Source organism: Vulcanisaeta distributa JCM 11216, assembly GCF_001315985.1.
GTDB classification, from domain to species: domain Archaea; phylum Thermoproteota; class Thermoprotei; order Thermoproteales; family Thermocladiaceae; genus Vulcanisaeta; species Vulcanisaeta distributa_E.
The window spans coordinates 25141-38745 of sequence record NZ_BBBI01000021.1 but is presented as its reverse complement, the minus strand read 5'-3'; the positions used below and the strand labels follow the sequence as shown (position 1 = coordinate 38745).

The 13605-nt window shown below is 41.6% G+C and carries 15 protein-coding genes and 3 pseudogenes; 5 read left to right on the top strand and 13 right to left on the bottom strand.

Translation table 11 applies throughout. The features are described 5' to 3' along the window. Nucleotides 1–552, bottom strand: a 552-nt coding sequence (locus tag JCM11216_RS12510) for a Gfo/Idh/MocA family oxidoreductase (protein WP_243676302.1), incomplete at its 3' end; no start/stop codon positions are given. Between the two features lie 401 nt (nt 553–953). Here JCM11216_RS12510 and JCM11216_RS12505 point away from each other — a divergent pair. Then, a complete protein-coding gene (locus tag JCM11216_RS12505; protein ID WP_054854403.1) occupies nt 954–1595 on the top strand; it encodes an ATP-binding protein in 642 nt (213 codons plus the stop codon). Here the strand turns inward: JCM11216_RS12505 and JCM11216_RS12500 are convergent. Further along, complete coding sequence (locus JCM11216_RS12500; RefSeq protein WP_054854402.1) at nt 1590–2528, bottom strand: hypothetical protein; 939 nt, start codon at nt 2526–2528, stop codon at nt 1590–1592. The genes JCM11216_RS12505 and JCM11216_RS12500 overlap by 6 nt on opposite strands. Before the next feature lie 254 nt (nt 2529–2782). On the opposite strand from JCM11216_RS12500, the pseudogene JCM11216_RS12495 reads away from it, so the two are divergent. Beyond that, nucleotides 2783–3480: pseudogene (locus JCM11216_RS12495) on the top strand (metallophosphoesterase). 150 nt (nt 3481–3630) lie between these two features. Next, nucleotides 3631–3903: pseudogene (locus JCM11216_RS12490) on the top strand (TRAM domain-containing protein); the annotation flags it as partial. Between the two features lie 124 nt (nt 3904–4027). On the opposite strand, the gene JCM11216_RS19820 reads toward JCM11216_RS12490, so the two are convergent. Genes JCM11216_RS19820 through JCM11216_RS12470 form a run of 6 tightly spaced genes read right to left on the bottom strand, consistent with a single transcriptional unit; the run spans nt 4028 to nt 8892 of the window. Next, complete coding sequence (locus JCM11216_RS19820; protein WP_243676301.1) at nt 4028–4348, bottom strand: hypothetical protein; 321 nt, start codon at nt 4346–4348, stop codon at nt 4028–4030. After that, on the bottom strand, nt 4315–5181 hold the full coding sequence (locus JCM11216_RS12485; RefSeq protein WP_243676300.1) for a geranylgeranyl reductase family protein: 867 nt from the start codon (nt 5179–5181) through the stop codon (nt 4315–4317). Before JCM11216_RS12485 ends, JCM11216_RS19820 begins: the two co-directional genes overlap by 34 nt. A 34-nt stretch (nt 5182–5215) precedes the next feature. Then, the gene (locus tag JCM11216_RS12480; RefSeq protein ID WP_243676299.1) at nt 5216–6574 is read right to left on the bottom strand and encodes a glycosyltransferase; all 1359 of its coding nucleotides are present in this window, start codon (nt 6572–6574) and stop codon (nt 5216–5218) included. Between the two features lie 25 nt (nt 6575–6599). Next, nucleotides 6600–6797 (bottom strand): hypothetical protein, encoded by a 198-nt coding sequence (locus tag JCM11216_RS19815; protein ID WP_243676298.1) that lies wholly within the window; start codon nt 6795–6797, stop codon nt 6600–6602. 30 nt (nt 6798–6827) lie between these two features. Next, nucleotides 6828–7472 (bottom strand): DUF2067 family protein, encoded by a 645-nt coding sequence (locus tag JCM11216_RS12475; RefSeq protein ID WP_243676297.1) that lies wholly within the window; start codon nt 7470–7472, stop codon nt 6828–6830. 28 nt (nt 7473–7500) lie between these two features. After that, nucleotides 7501–8892, bottom strand: coding sequence for a cation diffusion facilitator family transporter (locus JCM11216_RS12470; RefSeq protein WP_243676296.1), 1392 nt, complete (start codon nt 8890–8892; stop codon nt 7501–7503). Between the two features lie 135 nt (nt 8893–9027). Here JCM11216_RS12470 and JCM11216_RS19810 point away from each other — a divergent pair, with 135 nt between their 5' ends. After that, on the top strand, nt 9028–9234 hold the full coding sequence (locus JCM11216_RS19810; RefSeq protein WP_243676295.1) for a hypothetical protein: 207 nt from the start codon (nt 9028–9030) through the stop codon (nt 9232–9234). Beyond that, on the top strand, nt 9225–10049 hold the full coding sequence (locus JCM11216_RS12465) for a hypothetical protein (protein WP_243676294.1): 825 nt from the start codon (nt 9225–9227) through the stop codon (nt 10047–10049). Before JCM11216_RS19810 ends, JCM11216_RS12465 begins: the two co-directional genes overlap by 10 nt. Before the next feature lie 37 nt (nt 10050–10086). Here the strand turns inward: JCM11216_RS12465 and JCM11216_RS12460 are convergent, their stop codons facing one another. The 5 genes and pseudogenes from JCM11216_RS12460 to JCM11216_RS12440 form a co-directional block, all read right to left on the bottom strand. Then, the gene (locus tag JCM11216_RS12460) at nt 10087–10650 is read right to left on the bottom strand and encodes a hypothetical protein (RefSeq protein WP_054854400.1); all 564 of its coding nucleotides are present in this window, start codon (nt 10648–10650) and stop codon (nt 10087–10089) included. Further along, nucleotides 10647–11432: a hypothetical protein gene (locus JCM11216_RS12455; RefSeq protein WP_054854399.1), complete on the bottom strand. Its 786-nt coding sequence runs from the start codon at nt 11430–11432 to the stop codon at nt 10647–10649. Before JCM11216_RS12455 ends, JCM11216_RS12460 begins: the two co-directional genes overlap by 4 nt. A gap of 64 nt (nt 11433–11496) precedes the next feature. Beyond that, nucleotides 11497–12186, bottom strand: a complete 690-nt coding sequence (locus JCM11216_RS12450; protein WP_054854398.1) for a sugar phosphate nucleotidyltransferase — start codon at nt 12184–12186, stop codon at nt 11497–11499. A gap of 6 nt (nt 12187–12192) precedes the next feature. Further along, complete coding sequence (locus tag JCM11216_RS12445; RefSeq protein WP_243676293.1) at nt 12193–12531, bottom strand: hypothetical protein; 339 nt, start codon at nt 12529–12531, stop codon at nt 12193–12195. Between the two features lie 75 nt (nt 12532–12606). Beyond that, nucleotides 12607–13578, bottom strand: a pseudogene (locus JCM11216_RS12440) (carbohydrate kinase family protein). Between the last annotated feature and the right edge of the window lie 27 nt (nt 13579–13605).

Below are 13605 nucleotides of genomic sequence, written 5' to 3'. Positions count from 1 at the left end.
CCGTAGTGAATACCCCCCCCATCCAATAAGCGCCACCACCACCCCCCCCATTAACTCCCTAATCCTCCTCCAACCACCTGGCGAGTTATACTGAAGCTTCCTAACTATTATCATTGAGACCCTGCCCAATTGTCTCATTAGCTCCCTGGCCTTCCACACTGATGTATCGAAGAAATGGTTCTCTAGGACCATGAATTTCTTACCGCTTGATTTAACCATGCTTATGATGCTCATGGCCTCCTCGATTGTTCTCGCTATAGGCTTCTCAAGCATCACGTGCTTGCCAGCCTCAAGGGCGGCTATACTCATTGGCATGTGCGCATCATGGCTAACCACGAGATCCACAACATCGACATTAGACCTTAGTACATCGCTATACCTCGTAAAGTATCCACTCGCCTCATACTCCCTATAGCAATCCTTCGCATACTCTTCAGTCCTGCTAAACACGTAGATCTCCAACCCATACCTATTACGTAACTTCGACAATGCATTTAGGTGAACCCTGCCAAAACCCCCCCTGCACCCAATAACAGCGATTTTAAGGGTCATCGATTTAACACAAGATACGATCTATTTAAATGATTTCTTTGCAAGGACCTTTCTTAGGTCAACACTATGAAAACCCTGCCAGAACCATGTAGTGCTGGTCTACCCTGTTAAAATCAATACTTTAATCATCAACGACTAACATACTCTCACCAACATCTAACCTATTCATAACCTTCATCAATTGCAGGTGGTTCTTTAGATATGAGGTAAATTCCAGCTGAAGGCATTACATTTATTATATTGCCTGAACATAACGTGATTATTGACACCGTCAGTCTCGGATGGAGTAATCCATAGGATATACCTTTTCTCGTCCTAACTATATTATTCATGTATTCTTAATGAATTATCGATTATTGTAAGTATATGATAATTTTATTTCGTATAATTACTGGTAATTGATGTATGATTACGTAATTAATTGTGGAAGGGTTAACGAGGATTCATTGGTTGGCGCATCGATTAAGGAGATCATTAATTGGGCCGTGGATAAAATAATGAGGAAAGAAAGAGCTTTGGTTATAATGGGTGAGAGCGGTAGTGGCAAAACTACGGCGTTGTTGGCGATAATGAATAGACTAAGGAAGTTAGGGATACCGGTGGCCTATGTAAACTCATACAATGAACTTGGGCTTAAGTCTATAAAGCTTGTTGATTGCCATAATGATTCAAACGCAAGGGTATTCCTTGTTGATGATATTGATGCCGCATTTGCGGTGCCTAAGATTGCCCAGGGCTTCGTCAATAAGGTATTGGGGGGGTTCAATGGTACCATAGTTGCCACACTAACAGTACCGTTGTTAGTGAGTAATGATTTAGAGATGCTTGAACCATTAATAATGCTTTTACGTTCAGCGTCTAGGGTTGCCATTGAGTATCGCGATGATGAGCTAAGGGCTTTTGCGCAAAGGATCGGTATTGACTATGTTAGACCAATAATGAGAACCCCCCCAGGTATGGTATTAAGGAATTTTAGGAGGTTGAGTGGTAATAACGATTCGGCGCTAAGTAGGGTACTTAATGATGGCAATGTAGTACTATAGAATCCCGCGGAATTCCTGCTTCATCTTCTCAATGAGCATCTCTGAGCAATCAAGCACGTTGGTGCTTCCTAAGTCAATCAGGTTTATTCCAATACCATTAATCTTAAGTGTTTCTAGATTAATCCAGGTTATTTTGAGGAGGTTAGGATTAATACTTCCTTGAACGGTCGACACCGTAAGGGCATACTCGCCATTTATTAAATACTCAGTGGTATGGCCTTTCTCATTAATTTTGATATCGAAGTACTCCTTAAGCATGTCAATATCTTCCTTCAGTACGTACGCCTTTATGTAATTGTCATTCAATTTATTATTATTTATCAAGTACTCGGCAGCGTCAGTATTCGTGGGTACCCTATTCAAGCCCTTGGTCAGGAGGTATATGTAGGTGTCAGCTAGGACATCAAGGCCTAAGTGCGTTGGGTTTATTACGAAGTATATGGGTAATGTTATTAAGCTCTCCACATCTATGCTTGTTAGTCTTTCAAATAACTTCTCAAGCGGTGCTATTTGTTCGCCATTAATGTTCCTTAACTTAATTTCAATACCATACCTCCTCATTAGCATCTTGTCGACATACGCAACCCTCTCTCCCTCACGTATTGTTTTATCCTTACACGTTACTGATAATACGCCCTCATTAACGCTTATTGACAAGCAGTCATTGAATTCTGCATATTTAATGTTATCAATAGACCAATTATTTATCTTGGCAAGGTCGGCGAGTAGTGTTACTGAGTCCTCAGTAATTATATAATCTATGTTCTTGCCATCAACGCGATAGTCGTATGCGTTATATGGGTATAAATTGATAATGTCTTCCGTGCTGAGTGACATTATTGAGCCTTCCTTAAGCGCCTTTACTATGAAGGTTTCCTTAACCATATCCTCAACTATCTTTCTAATCCTCACTAGTATCTCAAGCGCATTCATTTAATTAATGATTGAAATTAAAATTTAAAAACTTATCAACTGATTTTGATCGTCACTACGTCGATTACCAGTCCCTGAACCTAGGTATAACTTATTTAAATTCCATATTAATACGTTATAACGTGGATATCCTAACAATTAAGGGATTCCTTAAGGAGAATATTGATAGGGTATATAGTGAACTTAGTACGTACGAGCCATTGCTCAGGATTACGGCTGATAAGGCCGTGATCATCGGTGATCTACACGGCGATGTGGATACGCTACTACGAATAATAAATAATTATTCACCGGACAAGTGGATTTACATAATGCTTGGGGACTACGTGGATAGGGGCGAGCATCAAATAGAGACGCTATACCTTGCGTTAAGGCTTTTTCTTGAGCATAAGGCCATATTATTGAGGGGGGGTAATCATGAATCACCGTTGACGAATTACGAGTATGGTTTCTACACGGAATTACTAAGAAAGTTTGGACATTATGATGGTGATTACGTATATGATAAGTTAAAGGAAGTATTTGCGCAATGCCCATATCAGTCATCCTAAATGATAAGTACTTCCTAGTGCATGGAGGCTTGCCCATAAACAACATTAGCATTGATAGTATAGCCAAATTACCAAAACCCGACGAAATACCTAGCAATGAAATAACATTTCAATTGTTATGGAACGACCCATCAGATGAAGTTAAGTACTATGAACATAACGTTATTAGAGGACCAGGTACATACGTATTTGGGCCTGTATTAACGGAAAACTTTCTCAATAGCAGTGGGTTAAGGATTATTATTCGAGGCCACGAATACACACCACGGGGGGGTTATAAGTGGAACCATGGGAATAAGGTCTTGACAATATTCACGTCTAGGGCCGGTCCTTATAGTGCAGCGGAGCCTCATGTAATACTGCTCGATGGCGAATCACTCAATATCGTTGGTGTTTCGTAATACCTTATGCAATTATGAAATGAACCACTCAGTCTGGGGGGCTTGGCTCAGTCATGAGTCCTAATCAGAGGTGTTCATCACATGCCTACACTAGTGAGGTGGTTTAAATATATTGAACCAGAATGATTTATAAAGGGGTTCTCGCACAGCATCACTTGTAAGGCGGTTACTACGTCCGAGTCCGAAAGACCGAGAAGGAGAAACTTTCAAAGAGGTAGGGGGGGTAGAGGTCCACGGGGGGGTCCTAAGCCAGTAAATGTTGGTGATGTAATAGAGGTAAGCATAGTGGAGACGTCTAAGAGAGGTGACGGTATAGCCAGGGTGAAGGGCTTCGTGATCTTCGTGCCCAATACAAAGCCGGGGGGGGATAAGGTTAAGGTTAAGATAACGAGGGTTGGTAGATCATACGCTGTAGCTGAGGTTACACAGGAGGAGCCGAGTCTTCGCAGGAATCGCCAGAGGGCACTGAGGAAATGGGAACTGAAGGGTTTGAAGAAGAATCTGAGGAATAACGGGGGGGCTTTACCCTCTATTGATAATCTAAAAATCATCCGTGTAGTATTTTTTCGAGCATTAACCGAGGTCCCTTCGATATTGAGAATTTAATGATGGAAATTGGCATTTGATAGTACCAAGTACCTCCCTTCATTACCTTCTTTATTAAATTCCTGGTACTGGCCACGGAGAATGCGCTCAAGCCGAGCCTTCCCATAACTAAATGATCAATCCCATAGGTGCCCAGTGATAAGTAATACGCCAATGACAAGTTTTTAATTAATGGCCTAATGGACCTCAGGTAATTATTTACGAACTCAGTTGGGTTGCTTGAATGCTTTAATGCCAATGCAGCCAAGGCGCCACTATACATGGCGTAGAAAATGCCCTCCCCCCCGTGATTGGATCTGCAAACCCACCAGCATCACCAACCAGGACTATGCGCTTAGAGGTTATTCTTTCGCGGGATTTAATCGGTATAGGGTGACCACGTATTTCCCCTTCCCGTAATCCAGCGTCACGTACATACCTAATTAATTGAGCCCTATAGTTATCCCAATGTATCGAACCAATACCAACATCATATTCACCACCACCCCCCCTCGGAAATATCCATGAGTAGCCCCCCCACTTAATTCTCGTCATATCTATTACACATGTATTATCAAAGTAATTCCCATGTGCTATGGTCATAAATGCCATTGCTGTATTTCTCCTTATGTCATTGCCAAGGTACTTGGCAACTATGGAATTAGCGCCGTCAGCCGCTATTACGTATCTACCAATATACGTGTTATCCATGCCAATAACATTTACGTGGTCCCCCCCATTAGTACGAACACTAACCACCCTATCTACGATATAATCAGTACCCAGCTCCAGGGCATTGGATAGTAGGTAATTATCGAATTCGTCTCTAGAAACCACGGTTATTATTGGGTCATTGTCTGTAAGGATGAAAGAACCTGCACTATTAATAACAACGACTCTGCGGCACTCATCCCTAACTACACCATTTAAGTCAAGACCAAGGCTCCTTAGCAATAAAATGGACTTTTGGGTTAATCCTCCACCGCAGGGTTTAAACCTTGGAAAGCGAAATCTATCAATAATAAGTACCTTAAATCCAAGTTTTGAAGCCACGTAGGCTGCAATAGATCCTGCCGGTCCAGCACCGACTATTATTGCATCATACATAATATCCATGCCCTACCGTAATGCTCCTGCATCCCCTTATTATCTATTGCTTAACTAATGCTTTTTGTGGTATGGTAAATCTAAGGCTATACATCATTATTAACATTATGCTTAGCACATATATTGTTGTTAGTAATTGCTTATAGAGAATGAGGACTACCATAGCTATTACCAAAATTAAAATGGCGAAAAGTTCATGTACTAAGTCTTTAAACGAACCTATGCGCATATGGTGAGGAGACGGTCCCTTTGGCGTTGGTATCCATTCCCACTCATCAGTTATTAATGATTCTATTGAGTAAACAAGCATTGGAAATGAAATAAGTATCATAAGTGAAATTGCCTTTGCCATGTTCGTCAGAAAATCCCAAGTTTTATAGCCCATTTTCTTAAAGAATAGCAGTAGGATTATGCCTAAAATCGCTGAGATTGAGGTGTTTAATATCTCGAGAAGAGTTATTGATATTGGTGGAATTAAAACACCTATTACTGATAATACTATTGTTATTAGTATTGATAAGGGAACAAAGGACGTACTTGGGATCTGCAACATCCAGAGTATACTATCTATCTTTTCCCAAATCGTGACCTCCCTAGATGTTAGTATTAGTTTTAAATCATGCTTTAAGCTCCAAATGCCATTAAATAACCATCTACTAAATTGCTTCTTAAATGCTAGGTATGTCTGTGGTACTTCACTGTAAACAATGGAATCTATTAATCCTATCCTATACCCCCCCCTTGACCTTAATTTGATAGTAAGGTTAAGGTCCTCGCCCGTGCATTCGCAGAATCCATTAACAAGGTCAAGGACCTTTCTCCAAATCACTAAATTATTGCTGGTTATTATTGGGAAACCATTGCCGAGAAATCTACCCCTTATGAAAACATCGCTATACAGGTCATACATGAATTTCAAAAGTCTTGAAACTGAATTATCAACTGTGTAATAGCCTCTCCACACCGCAGTGACTGCGTCATAGCCATTCAATAATGCGATCACAGCCTTTTGAAGATAATCACTGGGCATTATTGTATCTACATCAAATACGGCGATTACATCGCCCTTGGCATGCTTAATACCGTAATTAAGGGCACCGCCTTTATAGCCCTTATTAACTGTCCTGCGTAGTACCTTAACATTTATACCTAGCCTACGTGACATGGGGGGGATTATTATCTTCGTAAGGCTGTTTACGTAATACTCAGGGTCATCACTTATATATAAAACCTCAAATAATTCCTTAGGGTAGTTAAGCGATGCTATGGCCTGCAGACTTCTTTCTATGGTCATTATATTCTCATTTTTAATGGGTATTAGTATGGATACGAATGGTAATTTATGCGCCGGCACGGTATTGGCTTTATCGCGTTCATGAACCCTATTACCGTGTACCCTCATATACATTAAATTTACTATACCATATTTAATCAGCATCGCTATCTGCATCATGCTTAACATGAGCATTGCAACCGTTACTGCATACGCTATTGATAGTATAACTAATGCCATTGGTGTTAGTGGCCTTGTTATGATCCCCCCAGGGATATTGATTCATTATGTATTGCTGAATTACCTGCTTCAATAGTAATTCCTTAAGCCCGGTATATTCACTATTGCTCATTACGTAATGCCAAGTATTAGTACATTCCTCTTAATATGCATTACTCCTACTCTCCGTAATTTCCTGTAGTTTAGATAATGCGTGCTTATAATCCATGGAAAGCACGATCAAATCCGTATCACCATACCTAGAGAGTAATCCTTTATCGAGTAAATCCCTAATGCTACCCTTGGTATCTATATTCATTAATAATGAATAGAGCGTGATTATTCTCTTGGCCTGTGCGGATACATCAACGTTAATTAACTCATTATAGATATTAGATATTCTTTCAACGAGATTTACCAAGTCCTCAAGCTTAATATCACCGACAACTCTTATTTTAGAGCCATTTAGCTCGGCATTTATGCCCTTAATGTGGAGAAGGTCGATTATCAAGTCAATGGGTATGGCGGCACTAAGTCTGGCCTTACTAAGTATTAGTGAAATGTCGTATGTGCGGACGCCGAATTTACCTCTCATTAACTTAATATCATTATAAGCACGCTTGATCTCCATGGAGTAAAGCTCAATTTCATGAGGTTCACCCTGCATTGAAACCCAAACCCTAATGCCATTACCTACATCGTACCGAATAAGCAGCTCCTTACTCTTGATCTTATTAGTAATTGTCTCTATGAACGTTAACGCCTCATCCATACTATTGAATACAAACACGAATTTTCTGTGCACCATTGATCATACTTGTGATATAGACAATAGGTTATAAGGCTTTGGTATCGGGTAGTACCGAAACAGTCACATGATGAGGCATGCTATAGATTTTAGCTATCTCGCTCTCTATTTCGGTGGCCACATTATGTGCCTCAACAATGTTCATATTCTGCGGTAAATACACAAGAATATGTATGGCATTAACACCCTCAATATTGATAACGTTAATATCGCCGACATGCCCACCATACTTAGAGCAAACAAGATCAGCAATTCTTCTTATATCATCCGTATTTATTATCTTCATGTCAGGCTCAAGGTGAACCCAAACCAAGGCATTGGGTAATATCTGCCTTATGATATTCTTCACCTCATTTATGGCTTTATCGGCATCGCTTAGTTTTGCATCGCCCCCCCTAATAACCATGTGCATACTAACTATTGCACCACTTTGCGACCTCATAATGTTCAATTCATGAATATTAATAATTAACGGATCACCGACATTGGCGAGCGCCCTCTCTATCTTTTCACGGAGCTCGGGTTCCACGTGGACCATGACTATTGATGGGCCAACCTCACGCCTTATCGCTGACTCCACATTATCAGCAATACTATGCGCCTCAGCGATGCCTAAATGATCAGAAACACCTATTGTAACCTCTATATGCGCTATTGAACCAATCCTCCTAGCCCTAATGTCCTTCACCGAGACGACACCTTGCACGGACTTAGCTATGTTAGCGACCCTATTAGTAAGTTCCTCAGAGGATCTATCCATTAACTCATCTATTGAGGTCCTCATTATACGTGCACCAATTATTGAGAAGTAAATGACTATTGCAAAGGCGACTAAGGCATCAATCGTAGTACCCCCCCACTCATTAAATAAGCCAACTCTAAATCTCTCCATTAATAGGCCAATGATCATAAGGGCAACGACGGAAACCTCGATGGCTACATCGCTCAGGAAGTGGTAAGAATCAGCCTCAAGGGCCCTACTATTCCACTTAGTCGCTGCCCTCCTTAATGCCCTTGACCTATTTACGTCAATGGCTATCGCTATTGCCATAACGATTATGGCAATAACATCGGGGCTAAACGGCGTCCTAGTTATTATGCGCTCAGCACTTTCATACCCAATGAGTATGCCAGCCACGATTATGAATAAAGAGCCAAAAAGCCCGCCAATACTCTCAGCCTTACCATGGCCAAATGGGTGCTCCTTATCGGGAGGCTTGGAGCCTACATTAACGGCAATTAACGTTATCGTTGTTACGAGAATATCAAGGAATGTGTGCATGGCCTCTGCAAGGACTGCGAGGGAATTCGTGAGTAGCCATGCGATTATGTTCATAGCGGTTATTAGCACTGACGCTAGTAATGAGAATAGGGCGACCCTAGTCTTCTCATTACTCATGTACGTGTAAAGACCTCTCATGCCTACCTCATTATCCCGAGAATTGCTAATTAACCTATCTTTAGGCATGCTCTAAATCGATAACTGATCCGATATCAATTTATAAAACTAACTGCTGAAGAAGGGTTTATTAATCCCAACTTTAGGGTAACCCTAATGATGCCAAAAACAGGAATTGGGCTAATACAATCGGCGAACCTAGTATTGCTTGCACTAGCCATGGTGGTGCTTGGGCTTGGAATATTCAACATAAACTTCCTGCTGCACCCGCCAAGCCAACTACCCGTCATTGAAATACTAATAGTGTCCCTGTTTCTAGGAATGCTTCATGGAATAACACCTGATGAGCACACATGCCGATAACCTTCAGCTACGCAGTTGGTGAATATAGTACAAAGGGAGGCATGAAGGCAGGCTTCCTATTCTCACTGGGCTTCACAATACAGAGGGCCCTCTTAACGACATTAGGTTATGTAGGGCTCGCCTACTTCTACATGAAGTATAACCTAGATGGGCCAGTCTACTTCGTAGTTGGTTTAGTAATGGCGGTAGCGGGTTCATACATATTAAAGGGCAGGTACTTCCACCTACCAATTGATGTACTGCTTGGTGGACGCCAGCACCACACTAATGAGGCTAGGAGAATACCGCTTCATGAGGCCCACCCAAGGGAGGTACCGATAAAGATGACCATTGTCCATGGATTAATAGCAGGCTTCGGTTTTGGTGCTTACGCATCTATAATAACGTTTGTACTTGCTCCGCAGATGCCAAGCATTTGGTATGCGCCATTGCCTGGCTTAATGTTTGGTATAGGCACAATGATAATGCAGATAATACTTGGTGCAATATTTGGCGGTTTGCTAAGGGCTAAGAAGTTCACGGAGGAGGAGGTTAAGTACGTTGGTAGGAAGACAGCGGGAATAACGCTTTATTACGGAGGAATCGTGTTTGCCCTAGTTGGCTTATTAATAATATTCCTGCCACAAATTGATGCCTGGGCAATAAGCACCGGGATACCAATACCAAACCTAGACGCAATAGACATAGGCTTCCTACTGGTGATATCGGTGGTTGGTATAATTGGCCTATACGGCATAATAAGGTCGTATAAGGAGGCCGTTAAATTACATAGACTAAACTCCTCAGCATTAAATAAAAATATGAAATCTCAATAAATTTAGTATTTAATCTAATGAACATTATTTAGTTAGTTTAGGATTTTGTTTCCGTCTTTATTAGTGCTAGGGCTTGAACAACTCTTCTTACAAGTTCTAGGTCCGCCTTAACCCTGATATATACATCTTCAGGTACTTCACCCTTAGCCTTACTATCCTCAAGCTCCTTAATCATGTTATCGACTTGTTCGGTGGTTAACGATGTTACATCCATTGACCTGAACCAGTGTTCCTTAATGCCCTTATCAATTTCATCAATTTTAGACTTAGCTTCATCATACATATTAGTTAGTTTTGTTAATGTATCTGTTAATTCAGTCGATAACTTTGAGTACTCCTCTTCATCAACAAGTCCAAGTTCCCTCTTAACCTTAAGCATGTCAAGTTCTTCGCGTATTGAATCAATACTAGCCTTGAGTTCATTTACCCTAAGTGCTAATAATATGTTATCGGCGTCCCAATTTCTCTTAACATTACTAACCGCGGTCTTGTAATCAGACCACATACTATTCAAACGCTTTACCTGTTCTGTATAACTGTCATATGTCTTATTAATCTGCCTTAACAGTTCCTCATAGATCCTTAGCATTTCCTCGCTCATGATATCACCCCCCCCTCAATCTCGGCCTTCAGCTTCTCATAAACCTCCTTACTAATCTTACCATCCCTATACATTTCCTCGAGCTTGGCCAGCGAGAGTTTGAGCTTACTGACCTCGGGCGTTACCGTAGTCATCAAAAGTCTCTTGTAGTGCTGTGTTATTGTTGTCTCAACATCCTGATACCTAGAGTTTAGCTCCTTAAGCTTATCGCTAATCTTATCAAGCTTCTTCTGAATACTGTCTCTAAGCTTATTATAGGCATCATCGTTAATAAGGCCCATGTTCTTCCTGAGTTCAATTTCCTTAAGATCCTCACTATACTTATTACGAATTCTCTCAAGAATAATAATGTATCTCTTTAGCCTAGCCTTCTCTAACTCCCAGCTCTGCCTGGTTGCTTGCACGGAGTTTTCATAATCCTTCCACTTATCATTAAGCGCCTTAGCATTGCCCTCGAACTTTGATATTATTGACTCGCTATTCCTAATTAACTCGTCCTCAGCGTCACCCGTGGTCTCAACACGTGTAGTAGTCACAGTAACTGGAGCTGTAACTACCTGTTGTGTCTGTTGTTGGGCTTGCTGTAATGGTTGAACAGTTTGTGATGGTTTGACCTCAGCCTTTGCTTGCGCACTTTTTGTCTTCATGTACTGTACGTATATTGGGCACTCAAAATAATCGCCAAAGCAATACCACTGGAATGGATTAATTGGGCGTTGTGCATAAGTACACACATAACCACTTGCGGTCCTTTCAAGCCCTGGACAAACAGCCCTGGACATTATTGGTAATTCATATACTTTATTGTTTTATATATGTTGCGTTCATTGATTTATTGATTAATGGTCACGGTACTAATGAATTCAAGTAGTCCTGAGGTACCCCCCCAAGGTCTACATAATCGCCATCTGATAGGAATACCATGATTCTTAGGCCCATTTTCTGCAAATTCTCAATGTACTTATTCATATCGAGTCTTTCCTTGTTCAATCTCCTAATTAATGAACCCTTCATCACGTACATACCAACAACTATTGGTAAGGTAATTGTGGGTTTCTCAAGCCAACCCCTGAACTCACCACCGGGACCCACATCAAGTACCCCCCCATACCTAGCGGTTATCTTGTACCTAATCGAGATTATTGTGACATCCGCGTTACTCGACCTGTGATACTCAAAGGCCTTTGCCAGGGATACACTGGTTATTACATCACCATTTATTACAACAACGTCATCATTATCATCAACCAAATCCCGCACATACCATAACTGCCCAGCAGTACCCAGTAATTGATCGGCAACGACGAACTTGACGCCAATCAACGTATCCTTCAATAATGAAAGTACTCTATCGGCCATGTATGCAGTTACTATGATTATATCATCATAATCCAAACCCTGTGATCTAACCCAATTTATTATGCGTTCTATTATTAAACCACTACGGAGCGGTAAATATGGCTTAGGGACAAAGTAAGTAAGGGGGGGTCTAAGTCTCTCGCCTAATCCGGCCGTCAATATTACTATTCTAATCATTGGGATCTACATGTAGTCCTTAAGCCCAAGCTTCTTTAAATGCCTATTAATCACCGAGGCCTGCTGATCGAGTTTCTTAGCCTCCTCAACAATATCCCTCTCCTTAGCCTCCATATTCCTAAGATCAAGCAGGCACCTACCGTCAGGAGCCATCACGTGCGCCTCACAGACAGCGTATTGGCATTTATAACCAATGCAGGACCCACCGAATAACGTGCATTGGGTGGTGACCTTATTACCCTGCCTAACGACCTTCAGTGCCTTCTTGGCGCACCTGAAGTACTGGAAATTGCACCAAGTACCGTCACAATACTTAACCTTAACCTGGACATTAACCTTAGACACGGTAATCCCCCCCTAACCCTAATACTCAGTAGTTTCCTTACATATATAAGTTTTTTCCATTACTAAACCAGCTGATTAGGTAGATCCAAGTCTATTCATTACCTCATTAGCTAGTTTGACATAACCGAGGGATTCCAGGAATTCAACGACCTCATTTAACCTAGGCGATGATCTAGCGCCTCTCCTTGTGACCTTAAGCGATGCTGCTGCGTTAGCGAAGACAAGCTTATCTATTGGGTCTAGGTCGAGTATCGAGGCAACGACGTAGGCGGCTGCGAATGTATCACCAGCGCCTGTGGTATCCACAGGGGGGGAACTTTAAATGCGTCCGAGTACTTAACCTCATCATCCCTAAGAAGTAATGCGCCACGAGGACCAAGAGTAACTATTAACTCCCTAACCCTAACCTTACTCGCTATGTTCTCCGCGGCCCTGACAACATTTTCCGAATGGCCCAGTTCCTTTGCTTCAAAGCTATTCATGAACCAAATATCAACATCATTCATCACATCCCTAATCACATCAAGCCCTTTCTTAGCCAACGACGTACCCCCCATCAACGGATATTGTTAATCCCATGGACCTAGCAATGCGCTTTGAGGCATCGATTATCTCGGTCCTACCAAGGGCAACGTGTATATGCGAGACACCATTCATAGCGCCAGTGTCCACATCGCTGGGCGTCAATCCCAGGTTAGCTCCTGAGTACCTAATCATTCGTTTAGAGCCGTCAAGGCCGACAATGACTATTACGGTGCCCGTCCTCTCATGACTAATACGCTTAATGAACCTTGTGTCCACACCCTCGGTCTCCAGTTCCTTAATCAACATATCACCAAATTGGTCATTACCCACAGACCCAAGAAATCTAGAACCAAGTCTAAGCCTAGCCACGGCAACTGAGAAATTAGCTGCGGAACCCCCCCCACCACCCATGTATGTCTCATATGCGTCAACAGACTCATCGGGCCTTGGTATCGCATCAGTCTTCACATAAATGTCCAGGTTTAAATGACCTATTGAGAGTACTATTGGTTTATTATTCACGCGTAGCTTTATTAACTGGACTTATTA

Coding starts and splice junctions, on each gene's coding strand:
- JCM11216_RS12505 (WP_054854403.1), top strand. CDS start 954: ATGTATGATTACGTAATTAATTGTGGAAGGGTTAACGAGGATTCATTG.
- JCM11216_RS12500 (WP_054854402.1), bottom strand. CDS start 2,528: ATGAATGCGCTTGAGATACTAGTGAGGATTAGAAAGATAGTTGAGGAT.
- JCM11216_RS19820 (WP_243676301.1), bottom strand. CDS start 4,348: ATGTATAGTGGCGCCTTGGCTGCATTGGCATTAAAGCATTCAAGCAAC.
- JCM11216_RS12485 (WP_243676300.1), bottom strand. CDS start 5,181: ATGGATATTATGTATGATGCAATAATAGTCGGTGCTGGACCGGCAGGA.
- JCM11216_RS12480 (WP_243676299.1), bottom strand. CDS start 6,574: ATGAGGGTACACGGTAATAGGGTTCATGAACGCGATAAAGCCAATACC.
- JCM11216_RS19815 (WP_243676298.1), bottom strand. CDS start 6,797: ATGAGCAATAGTGAATATACCGGGCTTAAGGAATTACTATTGAAGCAG.
- JCM11216_RS12475 (WP_243676297.1), bottom strand. CDS start 7,472: ATGGTGCACAGAAAATTCGTGTTTGTATTCAATAGTATGGATGAGGCG.
- JCM11216_RS12470 (WP_243676296.1), bottom strand. CDS start 8,892: ATGAGAGGTCTTTACACGTACATGAGTAATGAGAAGACTAGGGTCGCC.
- JCM11216_RS19810 (WP_243676295.1), top strand. CDS start 9,028: ATGATGCCAAAAACAGGAATTGGGCTAATACAATCGGCGAACCTAGTA.
- JCM11216_RS12465 (WP_243676294.1), top strand. CDS start 9,225: ATGCCGATAACCTTCAGCTACGCAGTTGGTGAATATAGTACAAAGGGA.
- JCM11216_RS12460 (WP_054854400.1), bottom strand. CDS start 10,650: ATGAGCGAGGAAATGCTAAGGATCTATGAGGAACTGTTAAGGCAGATT.
- JCM11216_RS12455 (WP_054854399.1), bottom strand. CDS start 11,432: ATGTCCAGGGCTGTTTGTCCAGGGCTTGAAAGGACCGCAAGTGGTTAT.
- JCM11216_RS12450 (WP_054854398.1), bottom strand. CDS start 12,186: ATGATTAGAATAGTAATATTGACGGCCGGATTAGGCGAGAGACTTAGA.